This window comes from Azoarcus indigens, assembly GCF_004361735.1.
GTDB lineage: Bacteria > Pseudomonadota > Gammaproteobacteria > Burkholderiales > Rhodocyclaceae > Azoarcus > Azoarcus indigens.
The window spans coordinates 44,651-62,511 of record NZ_SNVV01000024.1 but is presented as its reverse complement, the minus strand read 5'-3'; the positions used below and the strand labels follow the sequence as shown (position 1 = coordinate 62,511).

Genomic DNA, 17,861 nt, shown 5'->3' with positions numbered 1-17,861 from the left:
GGATGATGTATGCCGCGGCGCGGCTCAGCGCAGGCGGCCGAGCAGGCCGTCGAGCTGGTCCAGGCTGCCGAAGCGGATGCTGACTTCGCCGGCACCCTTCTTGTTGGCCTTGATCTGCACGGTGGCGCCCAGGGCGTCGGAGAGCTCCTCCTGCAGCCGCAGCAGGTCGCGGTCGGGCGCCGGCGCGGCCTTCTTCAGGCGCGGATTCAGGATCTGCTGCACCAGGCGCTCGGTGTCGCGCACCGACAGCTGTTTTGCCGCGACCTGGTTGGCGAGCTGGATCTGGCCGGCACCGTCCAGCGGCAGCACCGCGCGGGCGTGGCCCATGTCGATGTCCCCCGCCATCAGCAGCTCCTGCACCGGCTGGGCGAGGTTGAGCAGGCGCAGCAGGTTGCTCGCCGCCGGGCGGGAGCGGCCGACGGCGTCGGCGGCCTGCTGGTGGGTCATGTGGAATTCGTCGATCAAGCGCTGGATGCCGGCGGCCTCTTCCAGCGGGTTGAGGTCTTCACGCTGGATGTTCTCGATCAGCGACATCGCCAGCGCGGCTTCGTCCGGAATCTCCCGCACCAGGCAGGGCACTTCCAGCAGGCCGGCGATCTGCGACGCGCGCCAGCGCCGTTCGCCGGCGATGATCTCGTAGCGCGGCTGGCCGTCCCGCGGCGCTATCGGCCGTACCAGGATGGGCTGCATCACGCCCTGGGCCTTGATGGAGGCCGCCAGCTCTTCCAGCGAGCCGGGGTCCATGCGGGTACGCGGCTGGTACTTGCCCGGCTGCAGGGCGTCGGCGGGCAGCGTCTGCAGCTCGCCCTTCTCGGCTTCGTCGTCGCGGTTGGCGGCCAGCAGGGCATCCAGGCCGCGGCCCAGGCCTTTGAGTTTGGGTGGGGTCATGGCTTCATTCTTCGGGCCGGGCGGCCCGGATACGGGTTAGGACGCACATCAGCCCCGCCTTGAGCGAGGGCAGGTCGCTGACGATGGTTTGCCACAGGCGCACCGGTTGGATGGAGGCGTAGCCGTGGATCAGGCGGTTGCGGTGATCGATGACGATGCGCCACGGCACTTCCGGGCTGGCGTCGCGCAGTGCCTGAGGCATCTGGGCGGCGGCCTCGCCAAGGATCTCGAAACTGCGTTCCACCGCGCGCCGGGTACGCAGATCGCCGAGAAAGGCCTCCCGTCCCTCCGCGACGAAACGCTCGATCTCGTCCACCGCGCCCAGCATGTCGATCAGCAGCGGTTCCGGATCACGCGGCTGGGTCACAGAGCCCTCGCTTCCGCCAGCACTCGGCTGCGCAGCGCCGGATGCAGCTCGTCTTCGAGCACCAGATCGATGCGCCGGGCCAGCAGGTCGGCCAGCGCTTCGTTCAAGCGCACCACTTCGAAAGAGGACACGTCGCCCGGCATCTGCACCAGCAGATCGACATCGCTTCCCTCCGCCTCCTCCCCCCGAGCCACCGAGCCGAACACCCGCGGATTGGCCGCGCGGTGGCGGGCGAGGCAGGCGAGCACTTCCTCGCGGCGGGCGATCAGTTCGTCGAGCAGGCGGCCCATGGTCGGCGTCCTCAGAGGGTCTTGACCCGCTCTATCATCTCGGCGGCGAAGGCCATGTAGGACTGCGCGCCCTTGGACGCGCGGTCGAACACCACGCCGGGCATGCCGTGGCTGGGCGCCTCGGCCAGGCGCACGTTGCGCGGCACGATGGCGCTGAACACCTTGTCGCCGAAGTGATCTTCGAGCTGGGCGGAAACCTGCTGCTGCAGGGTGACGCGCGGATCGAACATCACCCGCAGCAGGCCGATGATCTTGAGGTCGCGGTTGAGGTTGGCGTGCACCTTCTTGATGGTGTTCACCAGGTCGGACAGGCCTTCCAGCGCGAAGTACTCGCACTGCATCGGGATGATGACGCCATGGGCGGCGCACAAGCCGTTCAGCGTCAGCATGGAGAGTGAAGGCGGGCAGTCGATCAGCACGAAGTCGTAATCGGCGTCGTGCTCCTTCAAAGCGTTGCGCAGGCGCTTCTCGCGCTGATCGAGGTCGACCAGTTCCACTTCGGCACCGGCGAGGTCGCGGTTGGCGGGCAGCACGTCGTAGCCGCCGGTGGGCGACACCACCTTGGCTTCGCCCAACGCGGCGAGACCCACCAGCAGGTGATACACCGACTGCTGCAGGCCGCGCTTGTCCACCCCGCTGCCCATGGTGGCGTTGCCCTGCGGGTCGAGATCCACCAGCAGGGTGCGCTGGCCGGCCTGGTGCAGGGCGGCGGCGAGATTGACGCAGGTGGTGGTCTTGCCCACCCCGCCTTTCTGGTTGGCGACACAGAAGATACGGGCCATGGTCCGGGTGCTATGCAGTTTGCTTCGGGAGATCGCACCGACGGCGCGACTCCGGGAGTTTAGTCGATCGGCGGCGCATCACATACGCACGAGGACGAGCAGATGGCGCTCGGCATCCAGGCCGGGTACCGCCAGCGCATGCATGGCCTGCAGCGTCCAGCCGGCGGGCAGGGCGCCCAGTTCCTCGTCCGGCCGCAGGCCTTTCATCGCGTACAGCGCGCCGCCCTCGGCCACCAGATGGCCGGCGAGCTGGACGAAATCGCCCAGGCTGGAGAAGGCACGGGAGATCACGCCATCGAAGGGCAGCTCCGGCTGTAGGTTCTCCACCCGGGCGTTGATCGGCTGGAAGTTGCCCAGCCCGAGCTCGATCTTCGCCTGCTGCTGGAAGCTGGCCTTCTTGTTGACCGTTTCCACCGAACTCACCGCCAGTTCGGGCCGCAGGATGGCGAGCGGAATGCCGGGCAGGCCGCCGCCGGAGCCGATGTCGGCCAGGCGCTGCACCTTGTCCAGCCAGGGCGCCACCGCCAGCGAATCCAGCAGGTGATGGGTGACCACCTCCTGCGGGCGGCGGATGGCGGTGAGGTTGTACACCCGGTTCCACTTCAGCAGCAGTTCGCCGTAGGCGAGCAGGCGGGCGCGGGTGGCCTCGGCCACCTCCAGGCCGAGCGCGGCCAGGCCTTCGGCCAGCTGGCCGGCGTAGGGGGCGAGCGCGCTCAAGCCTGTTCCTTCCCGAAGTCTGCCTCGCGGCGCGTTACGGAAATGCGCGCCAGCCTCATGCCGACCTCCGCGCTTCGCCCGCCAGGTCGCGGCGCTTGAGCCACACCAGCAGCAGCGAGATGGCGGCCGGCGTCACGCCCTGCACGCGGCCGGCCTGGCCTATGGTTTCCGGCTTGGCGAGGTTGAGCTTCTGCTGCACTTCCTTGGACAGGCCGCGCACCTCAGCGTAGTCCAGGTCCGCCGGCAGGCGGGTGGATTCGGCCTGCAGCTGCTTGGCGACTTCGTCCTGCTGACGGTCGATGTAGCCCTGGTACTTGGCGGCGATCTCCAGCTGCTCTACCACCTGCGGATCGGTTTCCGGGCCTTCCGGCGCGCCGGGCAGGCTCATCAGGCCGGCGTAGCTGGTTTCCGGCCGGCGCAGCAGCTCGAAGTAGCGGTACTCGCGCTCCAGCGTCTTGCCCAGCACCCGCTCCTGCTCTTCCGCCGGAATGTGCTCCGGCCGCGCCCAACTCGCCTTCAGGCGCGTCGTTTCACGCTCGATGGCTTCACGTTTGGCGCAGAAGGCGGCCCAGCGGATGTCGTCCACCAGGCCCAGCTCGCGGCCCTTTTCGGTGAGGCGCAGATCGGCATTGTCCTCGCGCAGCTGCAGCCGGTACTCGGCGCGGGAGGTGAACATGCGGTAGGGGTCGGACACGCCGCGGGTGACGAGGTCATCCACCATCACGCCGAGGTAAGCCTCGTCGCGGCGCGGACACCAAGCTTCGCGGCCCTGCACCTGCAGCGCGGCGTTGGCGCCGGCGAGCAGGCCCTGCGCGGCGGCTTCCTCGTAGCCGGTGGTGCCGTTGATCTGGCCAGCGAAGAACAACCCGGCGATGGACTTGGTTTCCAGCGAGCTCTTGAGGTTGCGCGGATCGAAGAAGTCGTACTCGATGGCGTAGCCGGGGCGCAGGATGTGGGCGTTCTCCAGGCCGCGGATGGAGCGCACGATCTCCAGCTGCACGTCGAAGGGCAGCGAGGTGGAAATACCGTTGGGATAGATCTCGTGCGTCGCCAAGCCTTCCGGCTCGAGGAAGACGTGGTGGCTGTCCTTGTCGGCGAAGCGGTGGATCTTGTCCTCGATCGACGGACAGTAGCGCGGGCCGACGCCTTCGATCACGCCGGCGTACATCGGCGAACGGTCGAGGTTGGCGCGGATCACGTCATGGGTGCGTGGATTGGTCTCGGTCATCCAACACGGCAGCTGCGCCGGGTGCTGGCTGGCATGGCCGAGGAAGCTGAACACCGGCACCGGGTCGTCGCCCGGCTGCACCGTCATCACCGAGAAGTCGATGGTGCGCGCGTCCAGCCGCGGCGGCGTGCCGGTCTTGAGCCGGCCCTGCGGCAGCTTGAGTTCCTTCAGCCGCTGGCCCAGCGAGATGGCGGGCGGATCGCCGGCGCGGCCGGCGGAGTAGTTCTCCAGCCCAACGTGGATCAGGCCGTTGAGGAAGGTGCCGGCGGTCAGCACCACCGCCGGTGCTTCGAAGCGCAGGCCGATCTGGGTCACCACGCCGGTGACGCGGTCGCCCACCACCGTGAGGTCGTCCACCGCCTGCTGGAACAGCCACAAGTTGGGCTGGTTCTCCAGCCGCTTGCGGATGGCCGCCTTGTACAGCACGCGGTCGGCCTGGGCGCGGGTGGCGCGCACCGCCGGGCCCTTGGAAGCGTTGAGGATGCGGAACTGGATGCCGCCCTCGTCGGTGGCCGCCGCCATCGCGCCGCCCAGCGCATCCACTTCCTTCACCAGGTGGCCCTTGCCAATGCCGCCGATGGAGGGGTTGCAGCTCATCTGCCCCAGGGTTTCGATGTTGTGGCTGAGCAGCAGGGTGCGGCAGCCCATGCGCGCGGCGGCGAGGGCGGCCTCGGTGCCGGCGTGGCCGCCACCGACCACGATGACGTCGAAACGGGTGGGATAGAGCATGACGCGCTCCGTACTGCGAAACGTTGGGAAGGGCGGGGATTCTACGCCCTTGCGCCGCACACGACCAGCGTGGTACGCATTTGTTTCACGGAATAGTCACGCTGAAACAGCAGCTTATCTTTGCAGCATGCGCCGCGGGAGGAGGCGGAAAGAAGGCTGGGCGACGCCTGCGGGCTGACGCCCGCCCGGCCCGGCCAGAGCGCCGAGTTAGCGCTCCGGCCCCGGCAACCCGGCATCAGGGCATCTTGCAGTCAGCGGCGTAGGCGTCCTGGTGGTTCTCCAGCACGGTGCCGACCAGCTTGTTGGTGTAGCGGCCGTCGGCGTCCTTGTAGACCACCCGCTGGTAATAGTTCTGGATGGGGAAGTTGTTCGGCCCGAACTTGTAGCGGCCGCGCACCGACTCATAGTCCGCCTGGCGCAGGGCTGCGACCAGCTTGTCGCGGTCGGCCACGCCGCCGGCGATGCGCACTGCGGCGTCCATCGCCAGGATGGTGTCGTAGGCCTGGGCGGCGTAGAGCGAGGGATAGCGGCCGTCGTACTTCTTGCGGTAAGCCTTCACGAACTCGACGTTGCCCGGCGCGCTGAGGTCGTTGGCCCACTGGGTGGTGCTGCTCATGCCGGCCATGACGCCGCCCACCGCGTCCACGATGTCCTGGTCCACCGCGCCGCCGGACACCAGCGGCACACTGTCCAGGCCGGCGGCGGCGTATTGCTTGATGAAGTTGATGCCCATCGCGCCCGGCAGGAAGAAGTACACCGCGCCCGGCCTGGTCGAGCGGATCTGGGCGATCTCGGCGGCGTAGTCGATCTGGCCCACCTTGGTGTAGATCTCGCCGGCGACCTCGCCCTTGTAGGTGCGCTTGAAACCGCCGAGGTGGTCCTTGCCGGCCGGGTAGTTGGGCGCGATCAGCACCACGTTCTTGTAGCCCTTCTCGTTCACCAGCACGCCTGCGGCTTCGTCGTGGTTGTCGTTCTGGTACTGGCCGAAGAAGTAGGGGCTGCACTGCTTGCCGGCGAACTGGCTGGGACCGGGGTTGCTGGAGATGAAGGGCACCTTGGCGGCGAACAGCGCCGGCCCCACCGCCAGCGCGGTGTTGGAGGCGATGGGGCCGGTGAAGAAGTCGATCTTGTCGCGCTGCAGGTAGCGGGTCACCAGCTGGGTGGCCTGTTCCGGGTTGCCGCCGAAGTCGGTCTTGAGGAATTCGGCCGGCTGGCCACCCAGTTTGCCGCCCAGTTTCTCGATGGCGAGGTCGAAGCCGTTGGAAGCATCCGCGCCCAGTGCGGCGAAAGGGCCGGAGATGTCGAGCGCGATGCCGACCTGGATCGGGCCGGCGGCCTGGGCGGCCGACATGGCGCACAGCGCGCCGATGACGCAGAGAACGGTCTTACCTCGAGTGAACATGACAAGCTCCCAGTTGGCGCAGCCGGCCAAGGGCCGCGCATGGCGTTCGCCGGCCGCGCCGGCATGGAGATGGACAGGGGTGGAAGGGCATCGTCACCGGCCCCGTTCCACACGCGAAGCAGCGGTCCCGCCGGACAGCGGAATATTCCGTTGCGGTACGCATACAACCGCACTTTTCCCCGCCTCCGCAAGCGGGTGTCGATGGCTGCAAAGCCATGTATTCCCGATCTTTATAACTAAGGTATGAGTGCTCCGCCGGGTGCCCGCCTTTGCGCTTACCCAGGCATCGTTTATCGTGGCCGCCCATGGAGCATTCCAAACTCTCCCTCGCCCGCCGGCTGAAGCTGCAGCAGCTGGCCATCTTCGACCAGGTGGTGGAAAGCGGTTCCATCCTCGCCGCGTCCAAGGCGCTGTTCATGACGCAGCCGGCGGTGAGCAAGTCCATCCACGAACTGGAGAACCACTTCGGTCAGCCCTTGTTCGTACGCAGCAAGCGCGGCGTGCGCCTGACCGACTTCGGCCAGCTGCTGCGCCGCCACTGCATCGCGCTGATGACTGACCTGCGCTACCTGGCCGACGACCTCAACGCCTGGAGCAGCGGCGTTTCCGGCCAGGTCATCGTCGGCACGCTGATCTCCGCCTCGGCGCGGCTGCTGCCCAAGGCGGTGGTGCGGCTGCGGGAGATGGCGCCCAACGTGGTGGTAGACGTGCGGGTGGGCTCCAACGACGTGATGTTCCCGGAGCTGGCGCGCGGCCAGCTCGACGTGGTGGTCGGCCTGCTGCCCGCGAGCAGCAGCGACCCGGCCTTCCAGCATGTGCCGCTGTACCAAGAGCGGCTGTGTGCGGTGGTCGGCCGCCGCCATCCGCTGGCCACCGAGTCCACGGTGGAGCCGCGCCAGCTGGCGGAGCTGGACTGGATACTGCCAACGCCGGAATCCCAGGCCATGCGCTCGGCCGAGCAGTTCTTCAAGCGCCTGGGCATGGGCATGCCACGGCGGGTGGTGGAGTCGGTATCCATCACCACCAACATCGGCCTGCTGCTGGAGTCCGACATGGTGGCGCTGATGCCCTTCACCGCCGCCGAGCAGTTCGTGCACCAGGGCACCCTCAGCGTGCTGCCGCTGCGCATACAGACCAGCTTCGGCGCCGTCGGCTACACCCTGGCGCTGGGCCGCACGCCAACGCCGGCGGTAGAGCGGCTGCTGATGGCGCTGCGCGAGGTCAGCGAGGATTTCCCCGCCGGCGAGGAGTGAACCGGAGGCTGGCGGCCACCCTCCCATCCATTCCTTCCAGTTATACATAGCCCCGCTTCTTTCATTATTCAAAAGGCATTGAGGTCCATATAGTCCGGGCTGAATACGTGTCGCGTGCCCCCCGCGCGACCGGGAGACAGCCTTGCCCATACCCCACCGCCAGCCTCCCCGGCCGGCGTCAATCTGCCCTTCACCCGCCGTGGCCGCTACCCCACGCGGCGGCTGGCTCTCGCCCCTCTTCCGGAGCGAGCGGAGAGCAATCAACGGATATGCCCGCGCCAGCCGTCGCCCCCTGCCTGCTCCGGACCGCCACCCCCGGAATCGCGGCAGCCAAGACGAGGTGGCTGGCGGCGGCCGCTGAGCCGGCCGCCTCTGCGGAAACTCCATCCCATGTCCTCCATCATTTCCCGGATGCGCTGCGCGGTGCTGGGCGCAGGCCTGGCCGGCACCGATCTGCTGTACAAGCTGAACCGCTCCGTCCATCTCGATGCGCGCTGGATGATAGACATCCACCCCACCGCCGCCGGACTGGCCCAGGCGCGCGAGTTCGGCCTGCGCACGGTGGCCGGCACCCTGGCCGACGCCCTGCCGCAGCTGATCGAGGACAGGGTGCGGCTGGTGTTCGACGCCAGCGGCGGCGCCCGCCACCCGGAGCACGCCCAGCAGCTGGAGCAGGCCGGCATCCGCGTCATCGACCTCACCCCCGCCGCCAACGGCCCGCTGTGCATGCCGGCGGCCAACCTGGAACAGGTGCTGCGCACCGCGCCGCGCAGCATCTGCCTGGTGGGCGGCGGCGCGCAGGCAGTGGTGCCGCTGCTGCGGGCGATGACCAACATCCAGCAGCTGGCGTATGGCGAAGTCGCCGTCACCGCCCCCGCCAACACCTGCGGCCCCGCCTGCCTGGGCAACGTGGACGAGATGACCCACCACACCGCGCGGGCGATGGAGCGTGTCGGCGGCGCCCGCCAGGGCAAGGCCATCCTGCTGTTCAGCCCCGGCCAGCCGCAGCCGCTGCGCGCCAGCCTGCGTTGTCTCACTGAAGACCTGGTGGAGGAAACGGCGCTGTTCACCGCCGTCAACGCCACGGTTTCCCGCCTGCAGCGCGAACTGCCCGGTTATCGGCTCGCCCGCGCGCCGCGCTTCCAGGCACGGCAGGTGGACCTGGAAGTCGAAATCGAAGGCCTGGGCGACAGCCTGCCGCCCTATGCCGCCAACCTCGACCTGCTGAGCCTGGCCGCCCTGCGCTGCGGCGAGGCCCTGGCGGGCGCGCGGAGCTGAACATGGAGCCTCCCCCTGCCGCCGCTCCGCTCATCGCGCTGTGCCGTGCCCGCCGGCGTGATGCCGGCATGCCAGGCGCCGCCGCCAGCGCAATGGCTGCCGCTCCTCCACCCGACCGCTTCCCCTTCCGCCCGCTGCTGACCAAGATCAAGGCGATGGCCCGGATGCGGGTTGATGCTGCGCGCTGATTCCGTTAAACCGGCGTCATCCCGTTCATCGATCCGAGGAGTTCCGCGATGTTCAAGTACGGCAGTCCGCTCAATTTCCAGCGCTGGCTCAACGACAACCAGCATCTGCTGAAGCCGCCTGTGGGCAACCAGCAGATCTGGGCCGATGGCGACTTCATGGTCACCGTGGTCGGCGGCCCCAACCAGCGCACCGATTTCCACGACGACCCGGTGGAAGAGTTCTTCTACCAGTTCAAGGGCAACGCCTACCTGCTGATCTGGGACCGCGGCCGCTACGAGCGGGTGGAACTCAAGGAAGGCGACATGTGGCTGATGGCGCCGCATGTCATCCATTCGCCCCAGCGCCCGGAGGCCGGCAGCCTGTGCCTGGTCATCGAACGCAAGCGCCCGCAGGGCGAACACGACGCCCTGCAGTGGAGCTGCGCCGCCTGCGGCACCCTGATCAAGCGCTACGAGATGCAGCTGGAGAGCCTGGTGGCCGACCTGCCGCCGGTCTACGAGCGCTTCTACGCCACCAGCGAGGCCGAGCGTACCTGCCGCGAATGCGGCCAGGTGCACCCCGGCCGCGCCTACCAGGCCTGGCATGAGAGCCTGAAACTGCAGCCCCCCAACTGACATGGAAGCAAACTGCCGATGACGACGGAGATCTCCCAGAAGATCCCGCGGAAAGTGGACATACATGCCCACTTCTTCCCGCCCATCACCAGAGAAGAGGCCGCCAGCCTGAGCCCGGACGACGCCGCCTGGCTCAGGGTGGATGGCGACGGCCGCGCCGGCACGATCATGCGCGGCGACCGTGCCTTCCGCCCGGTCGTGCCCTCGCTGTGGAGCGCCGAGGCCCGTGTGGCCGAGCTGGACGAGCAGGGGCTGGACATCCAGCTCGTCTGCGCCACCCCGGTGATGTTCAGCTACGCCGCGCCGCCGGTGAAGGCCGCCGCCTGGGCACGGCGCATGAACGACTACGCCCTCGCCTTCTGCGCCGAGCACCCGGAGCGCCTGAAGCCCCTCGCCCAGGTGCCACTGCAAGACATAGATCTCGCCTGTGCCGAAGCCAGCCACGCCCGCGCCGCCGGCTGCGTCGGCGTGCAGATCGGCAACCACCTGGGCGACCGCGACCTGGACGATGCCGGCCTGGTCCGCTTCCTCGTCCATTGCGCCGACAACGACATCCCGGTGCTGGTCCATCCCTGGGACATGATGGGCGGCGAGCGCATGAAAAAATGGATGCTGCCCTGGCTGGTAGCGATGCCGGCGGAAACCCAGCTCGGCATCCTGTCGCTGATCCTGTCCGGCGCCTTCGAACTCATCCCGCGCTCGCTCAAGCTGTGCTTCGCCCACGGCGGCGGCGCCTTCGCTTTCCTGCTCGGCCGGGTGGACAACGCCTGGAAGCATCGCGACATCGTGCGCCAGGACTGTCCCCGTCCGCCATCGGAGTACGTGGACCGCTTCCATGTGGACAGCGCGGTATTCGACCCCGGCGCCCTGCGCCTGCTGGTGGAAGTGATGGGTGCCGAGCGGGTCATGCTGGGCTCGGACCACCCCTTCCCGCTGGGCGAGGCCCGCATCGGCACCCTGGTGCAGGAAGCCGCCTTCCTCGACACCGCCGAACGCGAGGCCATCCTCGCCGGCAACGCGCAGCGCTTCTTCGGCCTTTGACGGGCGCCGGCTCCCGCCGCGCCGGATGGTGGACAGCCTGAAACGCCGCAGGCGGCGAGGCCGGCGGCGCCCCTCGTCCTCAATCCGGCGCGTTGCCGGCGATCACCATCCAGCCCACGCCGTAGCGGTCGGCGACCATGCCGAAGCTGGAAGCGAAGAAGGTCTTGCCCAAGGGCATCTGCACCTGGCCTCCCTCCGCCAGGGCCTGGAACAGGCGCCCGGCTTCGGCATCGTCGGCGGCGTTGATGCACAGCGAGAAACCCTGGAAAGCCGGTTTGCTGCCGCACATGCCGTCGGAGGCCATGAGCTGGGTGTCACCGATGCGGAAGTTGCAGTGCATGACCTTGTCCGCGCCGCCGGGCGGGATGGAGCCCGGATCCGGGCTGTCGCGGAAGCGCATCAGCGCCTCCACCTTGGCGCCCAGCGCCGTGGTGTAGAAATCCAGCGCCTCTTCGCAGCGGCCGTCGAAGAAGAGATAGGGTTGAACATACATGCTCGGTCTCCGGTGGGAATGAGTTCAGCCGAATGGGGCAGTCCGTTCAAGGCGCAAGATTGAACATCGCCTTGTTGGTCTGCGGGTCGAAGGGCGCGGAGAAGTGCTCATGCACGATGCGCCAACCTGCCGCCTTCTTCTTCAGGCAGACGGTGACACGCATCCAGGAGGCCTGCTCGGCGCCCTTGTCATCCACCGCGCCGCAGCGCAGCAGGTAGAAGGCGAACGCGACGTCCGTTCCGGCCTCCACCTTCAGCTCGCCCATCTGGAACAGCACCGGGCCGGGGCACATCTCGATGCAGGCCTGCCAGTGCTTGCGGTAGGCCTCGGTGCCGGCGATGCGCAGGGCGAGGATGGCGTCGTAGGCGACGATCTCGTCGGCGTAGCAGCTGAAGATGCCATCAAGGTCGGACTTGCGCGCGGCGGCCAGCCAGCGCTCCAGCACCTCGCGCACCGCGGCTTGGTCGGCATTGCCGGAAAGGGTCTTGTCGTTCATGGGGTGTCTCCTCGTCGGGGAACAGGAATGGGCAGGAAATGGGACAGGGAATGGCAGAGCAGGCCCGGACAGGCCGCGGCAACCTTGCGGGCGGAGCGGCAGCCGGCCACGCTCACAGCTGCAAGCTACGAACCGGCCGTACTTCCACGCTGCCGACGCGGGCGGCGGGAATGTTGCCTGCCACCTGCAGCGCCTCGTTCATGTCGCGCGCCTCGATCAGGTAGAAGCCGGCCAACTGCTCCTTGGTTTCAGCGAAGGGGCCGTCGACCACGCTCATCCGGCCGCCGCGCATGCGCACGGTGGCGGCGCTGGCCACGGGTTGCAGCGCCTCGGCGGCCAGCATGCGGCCGCTCTCGGCCACGCTGTCGGCGTAGGCCTGGCACTCGGCGTCTTCCGGGCTGTCGGGCAGGCTGTGGAGCAATTTCTCGTCGCTGTAGACGAGGCAGAGGTACTTCATGGATTTCCTCCTTGGGGTCGCTGGATAACCTTAGTCGTGCGGGCAAGGCGGATTTCGACAACCGTTCGTCGGCAGTGGCGGTTTTCTTCATCGCCTTCCCGGTGTAGCCCATGCGGGCAGGCCATGCCGAGGCGGGAGGAGACGGGCGGCCCGCGCAGCCGGCGCGGTGCCACGCCGGGGCGGCGCAGCGGGAAGAAGCGGATCACCCCGGGCGGTGGACGGCGCCCTCAGCTCAAGTCCAGCGCCGCCAGCCGCGCGGCCAGAAAACGCCGCTCGGGCTCCTGGCGGCTGAGCGCCAGCGCGCGGGCGTAAGCGGCCCGTGCCTCGTCGCGGCGGCCCAGGCGGCGGCAGAGATCGGCGCGGGCGGAATGGGCGAGGCCGTAGTCCGCCAGTTCGCCCGCGGCCAGCAGGCCATCCACCAACGCCAGGCCGGTGGCGGGACCATCGCGCATGGCCACCGCCACCGCGCGGTTGAGCGCCACCACCGGCGAGGGCGCCATCTGCAGCAGCACGTCGTAGAGGCCAACGATCTGCGCCCAGTCGGTGGCCCCCGCGTCTGGCGCCTCCGCATGCACCGCGGCGATCGCCGCCTGCAGCGCATAGGGGCCGGCTGGCCCGGCGCGCAGCGCAGCCTCCACCAGCGGCAGCCCCTCGGCGATCAGCCCGGCATCCCACAGGCGGCGGTCCTGCTCCTCCAGCAGGACAGGCTGGCCGTCCGTGCCGATGCGCGCCGGCCGCCGCGACTCCACCAGCAGCATCAGCGCCAGCAGGCCGAGCACCTCCGGCGCGGGCAACAGTTCGCCGAGCAGCCGCCCCAGGCGGATAGCTTCGGCGGAGAGGTCCGCCCGCAGCAGGCTGTCGCCGGAAGAGGCGAAATAGCCCTCGTTGAACACCAGGTAGACCACCCGCAGCACGCTCTCCAGCCGCGCCGGCAGCTCATGGCGCTCCGGCACCGTGTAGGGGATGCGGGTTTCGCGGATGCGGTTCTTGGCGCGCACGATGCGCTGGGCCAGCGCCGGCACCGCGGTGAGGTAGGCGCTGGCGATGGCCTCGGTGGTGAGGCCGCAGACCTCGCGCAGGGTGAGCGCCACCTGGGCGTCCGCCGGCAGCACCGGATGGCAGCAGGTGAAAACCAGGCGCAGGCGGTCGTCCTCCAGCTCGGGGGCAACCGCTTCCGGCGCCTCCGCATCCTGCTCCATGCGCCAGGCCAACTCCTCCAGCGAGGCGTCGAAGCGGGCGCGCCGGCGCAGCTTGTCGATGGCCTTGAAGCGGCCGGCGGACACTAGCCAGGGGCGAGGCTTGTCCGGCACCCCCTGGCGCGGCCAGTCGTGCAGGGCGGCGACGAAAGCATCCTGCAGCGCCTCCTCCGCCAGGTCGAAGTCCCCCAGCAGGCGGATCAGCGTGGCCTTCACCCGCCGGGCCTCGGTCCGGAACACCCGGTCCACCATGGCGTGGGCAGCGGCCTGCTTTTCATCCATTGGCACACAATCTCCCGACAGTCCGGTCGCAGGTTAGGCGGCGGTTGAACACCGCGCAAGCCAGGCTGGCGAACCCGCGCGCCCGGGCGCGGTCCGACCGGCGTCGCCCCGAGCAGCTATAACTTCAGCCATGGGCAAGCGGCTACAACAAGAACGTCCTGCACGCCGGCGCACCGCCCGGCCTCCTTCTTTCAACCAGCCCCGGAGCAAGCATGGAAACACCCGACACCCTGCATAACTTCTGGTTCGGTTCCGAGCCGGACGACGCCACCACCATCGCCCGCCAGTCTTCGCTGTGGTGGGGCAAGCAGGCGGAAGCCGACGCCGCCATCCGCGAACGCTTCGGGCCGCTGCTGAACCGCGCCGCCGCCGGCGAGCTGGACCACTGGCGCGCCACGCCGCGCGGCCTGCTGGCGCTGATCCTCATCAGCGACCAGTTCCCGCGCAGCATCCACCGCGGTAGCCCGCGCGCCTTCGACTGCGATCCCCTCGCCCGCGCCTGGTGCCGGGAAGCCCTGGAGCGCGGCGCCGACCTCGCCAGCCGGCCGGTGGAGCGCGTCTTCCTCTACCTGCCGCTGGAGCATTCCGAGGACCTCGACGACCAGGTGGAAGCAGTGCGCCTGTTCCGCGACCTCGCCGACAGCGTGGATGTGCCTCTGCGCCCGGCCTTCGACGGCTTCCTCGACTATGCCGTCCGCCACCACGCGGTCATCGAGCGCTTCGGCCGCTTTCCCCACCGCAACGCCATCCTCGGCCGGACCTCCAGCGCGGAAGAGCTGGCCTTCCTGGAACAGCCGGGCTCCTCCTTCTGACAGGGCATGCCGCTGCAGCCCCTCGGGGCTGCAGCGGCTGGCACCGGCCCATCGCAGAAAGCCCCACCCTCGGCGACAATGGCGGCAATCCATGCAGGACGCCGCCATGCCCGCCGACAGCCCCTTCTACGCCCCGCAACACTTCAACGACCCCGCCGCCGCCCTCGCCCGCGTGCAGGAAATCTACGGCGCCAGCGTGCATCACCTGCGCGACTCGCTGCAGCGCTTCGTCGCCGGCGAAGACGTCGGCCGCCATGTGCGCGCCTGCTACCCCTTCGTGCGGGTGCGCACCAACACCGTGGCCCGCGCCGACTCCCGCCTCTCCTACGGCTTCGTCGCCGGCCCCGGCGTGTACGAGACCACGCTGACGCGGCCCGACCTCTACCAGGACTACTACCGCGAGCAGTTCGAGCTGCTGCTGCAGAACCACCAGGTCGACCTCGAAGTCGGCACCAGCACCCAGCCCATCCCGGTGCACTTCTCGGTCACCGAACACGACCACATCGAAGGCAGCCTGGACATCGTCCGCCGCCAGCTGCTGCGCGACCGCTTCGACCTGCCCGACCTCAACGCCATGGACGACGGCATCGCCAACGGCACGCTGGACCCGCGCCCCGGCGAAGCCCACCCGCTGGCGCTGTTCACCGCGCCGCGGGTGGATTACTCCCTGCACCGCCTGCGCCACTACACCGGCACCGTGCCGGAGCATTTCCAGAACTTCGTGCTGTTCACCAACTACCAGTTCTACATCGACGAATTCATCAAGCTCGGCCGCCAGTACATGGCCGACCCCAGCGGCCACGACTACACCGCCTTCGTCGAGCCGGGCAACGTCGTCACCCGCCGCAGCGACCTGCCGCCGCAACCGGGCGACGAACTCGGCGCCGCCCCGCCACGGCTGCCGCAGATGCCCGCCTACCACCTGATGCGCGGCGACCGCGCCGGCATCACCATGGTGAACATCGGCGTCGGCCCGGCCAACGCCAAGACCATCACCGACCACATCGCGGTACTGCGTCCGCACGCCTGGATCATGCTCGGCCACTGCGCCGGCCTGCGTAACACCCAGCAGCTGGGCGACTACGTGCTCGCCCACGGCTATGTGCGCGAAGACCATGTGCTGGACGAGGAACTGCCGCTGTGGGTACCGATTCCGCCGCTGGCGGAGGTGCAGCTGGCGCTGGAAGGCGCGGTGGCCGAAGTCACCCGCATGGAAGGCTACGAGTTGAAGCGGCTGATGCGCACCGGCACCGTCGCCACCACCGACAACCGCAACTGGGAGCTGCTGCCCTCGCACGGCATGGGCACCTCGCCGGAGCGCCGCTTCAGCCAGAGCCGCGCCATCGCGCTGGACATGGAATCCGCCACCATCGCCGCCAACGGTTTCCGCTTCCGCGTGCCCTACGGCACCCTGCTGTGTGTCAGCGACAAGCCGCTGCACGGCGAGATCAAGCTCCCCGGCATGGCCAACCACTTCTACCGCGAGCGGGTGGACCAGCACCTGCGCATCGGCATCCGCGCCATGGAGATGCTGCGCGACCAGGGCGTGGACCGCCTGCACAGCCGCAAGCTGCGGAGTTTTGCGGAAGTGGCGTTCCAGTAGACCTTGGCGCCATCCCGCCGGACGCAGCGCAGTCAGGCGCCGTGGCGCGCCCAGAACTCCGACGGCGTGACGATGGGGTAACGCTCGGCCAAGGCCAGCAGATCCTTGTCCCCGGTAATCAGGTAACGGGCCTGGGCCGCCAGCAGGGTTGCCAGCACAGGCTGGTCGGCCGGGTCGCGCAGCGCCTCGTCACAGACCTCGGCCGGCTCGACGATATCGGCAAGGAACACGAAGCTGTCGGCCAGATCGCGGATCTCGGCCTCGCTCAAGCTGATCCTGGGAAGCCGGGGCAGGACGCGCACCATTTCATCGAGGATGTAGCGCGACAACACCAGATCGATCCCGCCCTGCCGCCAGGCCGTGAGGATGCGGCCCGGCACGCTGGCCGGATAAGCCAGGCCCGACACCAACACGTTGGTGTCGAGCACCACGCGCAGGCCTGCCATCAGCGGCCCTGGCGTACGTCGGCAACCAGCGCGTCTATTTCCGCCAAACCCTCGTCAGCCGGCACACCGGCATAACCGTCGGCAATCCGCTCGCTCAGGGCATCGAAGCGCTCACGCATGCGGCGGATGCGGGCGAAGAGTTCCGCATCGACCAGCGCCGCCACCGCCTTGCCGTCCTTGCTGATGACGATGCTGTCATTGCGGTACTGCACCTGGTTCAGCATCTCACCCAGGTTCTGGCGAAAATTCACTGCGCTGACTTCGGTAATCATCTGTCGCCCCAACCATAATGATCAATATGGTCATTATTGCGCTGGACGGCAGCGAGGTCCACCGCCCTCAGTTGATCCCCGCCCGCTTGATCAGCGCCTGCAGCTCGCCGACGATGCCGCGGCGGAAGAGCAGCACGCAGAGCACGAAGATCACGCCCATGATCACCGTGACCCAGGAGCCCACCTTGTCCGCCAGCTCGCTCTGCAGGCTCACGATCACGCCGGCGCCCACCAGCGGGCCGAGGATGGTGCCCAGGCCGCCGAGCAGGGTCATCAGCACCACTTCGCCGGACATGTGCCAATGCACGTCGGTGAGGGAGGCGAGCTGGAACACCAGCGTCTTGGTGGCGCCGGCCATCCCGGCGAGCGCGGCGGACAGCACGAAGGCCAGCAGCTTGTACTTGGCGACGTCGTAGCCGAGCGAGACGGCGCGCGGCTCGTTCTCCCGGATGGCCTTGAGGATCTGGCCGAAGGGGGAATGGATGGTGCGGTGGATGATGAAGAAGCCGACGCAGAACACCGCGAACACCAGGTAGTACATGGCGATGTTGTTGCTGAGGTCGATGAGGCCGAACAGGTGGCCACGCGGCACGCCCTGCAGGCCGTCCTCGCCGCCGGTGGCTTTCCACTGCAGGGCGAAGAAGAACACCATCTGCGCCAGCGCCAGCGTGATCATGGCGAAGTAGATGCCGCTGCGGCGGATGGCGAGCACGCCGAACACCCAGCCCAGGATGGCCGCCGCCAGCGTGCCGCCGAGTATGCCCACCTCGGGCGTCACGCCGAGGTCGCGCACCAGCATGCCGCAGATGTAGCCGGCGGTGCCGAGGAAGGCGGCGTGGCCGAAGGAGAGCAGGCCGGCGAAGCCCAGCAGCAGGTTGAAGGCGCAGGCGAACAGGCCAAAGCACAGGATCTTCATCAGGAAGGTGGGATACACCGCGAAGGGCGCCACCAGGCCGATGACGAAGAGCGCGCCGAACAGCAGCGGGGTGGCGCGGACGAACATGCCGTTGTTGTTGATGGTCATGG

21 protein-coding genes are annotated in these 17,861 nt (G+C 68.6%); 7 read left to right on the top strand and 14 right to left on the bottom strand.

The genetic code is table 11. The features are described 5' to 3' along the window. Positions 1 to 24 precede the first annotated feature (24 nt). From C7389_RS20800 to C7389_RS20770, 7 genes are all read right to left on the bottom strand, one after another. Positions 25 to 888 (bottom strand): ParB/RepB/Spo0J family partition protein, encoded by an 864-nt coding sequence (locus tag C7389_RS20800; RefSeq protein WP_133594582.1) that lies wholly within the window; start codon positions 886 to 888, stop codon positions 25 to 27. Between the two features lie 4 nt (positions 889 to 892). Next, positions 893 to 1,255 carry a HepT-like ribonuclease domain-containing protein gene (locus C7389_RS20795; protein ID WP_133594581.1) on the bottom strand — a complete coding sequence of 121 codons (363 nt, stop codon included), beginning with the start codon at positions 1,253 to 1,255 and terminating at the stop codon, positions 893 to 895. After that, positions 1,252 to 1,545, bottom strand: a complete 294-nt coding sequence (locus C7389_RS20790) for a nucleotidyltransferase family protein (protein WP_133594580.1) — start codon at positions 1,543 to 1,545, stop codon at positions 1,252 to 1,254. Before C7389_RS20790 ends, C7389_RS20795 begins: the two co-directional genes overlap by 4 nt. Positions 1,546 to 1,556: 11 nt before the next feature. Then, a complete protein-coding gene (locus tag C7389_RS20785) occupies positions 1,557 to 2,327 on the bottom strand; it encodes a ParA family protein (RefSeq protein WP_133594579.1) in 771 nt (256 codons plus the stop codon). A gap of 78 nt (positions 2,328 to 2,405) precedes the next feature. Continuing rightward, entirely contained in the window at positions 2,406 to 3,044 is a 639-nt protein-coding gene (gene rsmG / locus C7389_RS20780) for a 16S rRNA (guanine(527)-N(7))-methyltransferase RsmG (RefSeq protein WP_133594578.1), read from the bottom strand. A 55-nt stretch (positions 3,045 to 3,099) separates the two neighbouring features. Continuing rightward, positions 3,100 to 5,001, bottom strand: coding sequence for a tRNA uridine-5-carboxymethylaminomethyl(34) synthesis enzyme MnmG (gene mnmG, locus C7389_RS20775; protein WP_133594577.1), 1,902 nt, complete (start codon positions 4,999 to 5,001; stop codon positions 3,100 to 3,102). Between the two features lie 235 nt (positions 5,002 to 5,236). Further along, entirely contained in the window at positions 5,237 to 6,403 is a 1,167-nt protein-coding gene (locus C7389_RS20770; RefSeq protein WP_133594576.1) for an ABC transporter substrate-binding protein, read from the bottom strand. 305 nt (positions 6,404 to 6,708) lie between these two features. Between C7389_RS20770 and C7389_RS20765 the strand changes: the two genes are divergently transcribed. From C7389_RS20765 to C7389_RS20745, 5 genes are all read left to right on the top strand, one after another. Next, positions 6,709 to 7,656, top strand: a complete 948-nt coding sequence (locus tag C7389_RS20765) for a LysR substrate-binding domain-containing protein (RefSeq protein ID WP_133594575.1) — start codon at positions 6,709 to 6,711, stop codon at positions 7,654 to 7,656. A 390-nt stretch (positions 7,657 to 8,046) separates the two neighbouring features. Next, the gene (locus C7389_RS20760; protein WP_133594574.1) at positions 8,047 to 8,934 is read left to right on the top strand and encodes an acetaldehyde dehydrogenase (acetylating); all 888 of its coding nucleotides are present in this window, start codon (positions 8,047 to 8,049) and stop codon (positions 8,932 to 8,934) included. A gap of 2 nt (positions 8,935 to 8,936) precedes the next feature. Further along, positions 8,937 to 9,122 carry a hypothetical protein gene (locus C7389_RS20755; protein WP_133594573.1) on the top strand — a complete coding sequence of 62 codons (186 nt, stop codon included), beginning with the start codon at positions 8,937 to 8,939 and terminating at the stop codon, positions 9,120 to 9,122. A gap of 48 nt (positions 9,123 to 9,170) precedes the next feature. Then, positions 9,171 to 9,737 carry a 3-hydroxyanthranilate 3,4-dioxygenase gene (locus C7389_RS20750; protein ID WP_133594572.1) on the top strand — a complete coding sequence of 189 codons (567 nt, stop codon included), beginning with the start codon at positions 9,171 to 9,173 and terminating at the stop codon, positions 9,735 to 9,737. 18 nt (positions 9,738 to 9,755) lie between these two features. Beyond that, a complete protein-coding gene (locus C7389_RS20745) occupies positions 9,756 to 10,778 on the top strand; it encodes an amidohydrolase family protein (RefSeq protein ID WP_133594571.1) in 1,023 nt (340 codons plus the stop codon). Between the two features lie 79 nt (positions 10,779 to 10,857). Here the strand turns inward: C7389_RS20745 and C7389_RS20740 are convergent, their stop codons facing one another. The 4 genes from C7389_RS20740 to C7389_RS20725 all read right to left on the bottom strand — a co-directional run bounded on the left by C7389_RS20740 (position 10,858) and on the right by C7389_RS20725 (position 13,702). Next, complete coding sequence (locus tag C7389_RS20740) at positions 10,858 to 11,271, bottom strand: VOC family protein (RefSeq protein WP_133594570.1); 414 nt, start codon at positions 11,269 to 11,271, stop codon at positions 10,858 to 10,860. Positions 11,272 to 11,317: 46 nt separating this feature from the next. Beyond that, the gene (locus C7389_RS20735; protein WP_133594569.1) at positions 11,318 to 11,767 is read right to left on the bottom strand and encodes a YybH family protein; all 450 of its coding nucleotides are present in this window, start codon (positions 11,765 to 11,767) and stop codon (positions 11,318 to 11,320) included. Positions 11,768 to 11,879: 112 nt separating this feature from the next. Beyond that, the gene (locus tag C7389_RS20730) at positions 11,880 to 12,224 is read right to left on the bottom strand and encodes a YciI family protein (RefSeq protein ID WP_133594568.1); all 345 of its coding nucleotides are present in this window, start codon (positions 12,222 to 12,224) and stop codon (positions 11,880 to 11,882) included. A 227-nt stretch (positions 12,225 to 12,451) separates the two neighbouring features. Continuing rightward, the gene (locus tag C7389_RS20725; RefSeq protein WP_133594567.1) at positions 12,452 to 13,702 is read right to left on the bottom strand and encodes an RNA polymerase sigma factor; all 1,251 of its coding nucleotides are present in this window, start codon (positions 13,700 to 13,702) and stop codon (positions 12,452 to 12,454) included. A 212-nt stretch (positions 13,703 to 13,914) separates the two neighbouring features. On the opposite strand from C7389_RS20725, the gene C7389_RS20720 reads away from it, so the two are divergent. Both C7389_RS20720 and C7389_RS20715 read left to right on the top strand, forming a co-directional pair. Next, positions 13,915 to 14,514: a DUF924 family protein gene (locus C7389_RS20720; RefSeq protein ID WP_133594566.1), complete on the top strand. Its 600-nt coding sequence runs from the start codon at positions 13,915 to 13,917 to the stop codon at positions 14,512 to 14,514. Between the two features lie 106 nt (positions 14,515 to 14,620). Next, positions 14,621 to 16,117: an AMP nucleosidase gene (locus tag C7389_RS20715; protein ID WP_133594565.1), complete on the top strand. Its 1,497-nt coding sequence runs from the start codon at positions 14,621 to 14,623 to the stop codon at positions 16,115 to 16,117. Positions 16,118 to 16,149: 32 nt separating this feature from the next. Here C7389_RS20715 and C7389_RS20710 read toward each other — a convergent pair whose 3' ends face one another. The 3 genes from C7389_RS20710 to C7389_RS20700 form a co-directional block, all read right to left on the bottom strand. Further along, a complete protein-coding gene (locus C7389_RS20710; RefSeq protein WP_133594564.1) occupies positions 16,150 to 16,563 on the bottom strand; it encodes a putative toxin-antitoxin system toxin component, PIN family in 414 nt (137 codons plus the stop codon). Next, positions 16,563 to 16,835: a type II toxin-antitoxin system prevent-host-death family antitoxin gene (locus C7389_RS20705; RefSeq protein ID WP_133594563.1), complete on the bottom strand. Its 273-nt coding sequence runs from the start codon at positions 16,833 to 16,835 to the stop codon at positions 16,563 to 16,565. The genes C7389_RS20710 and C7389_RS20705 overlap by 1 nt, the downstream gene beginning before the upstream one ends. Positions 16,836 to 16,902: 67 nt before the next feature. Beyond that, complete coding sequence (locus C7389_RS20700) at positions 16,903 to 17,859, bottom strand: branched-chain amino acid ABC transporter permease (protein ID WP_211168390.1); 957 nt, start codon at positions 17,857 to 17,859, stop codon at positions 16,903 to 16,905. Positions 17,860 to 17,861 lie beyond the last annotated feature (2 nt).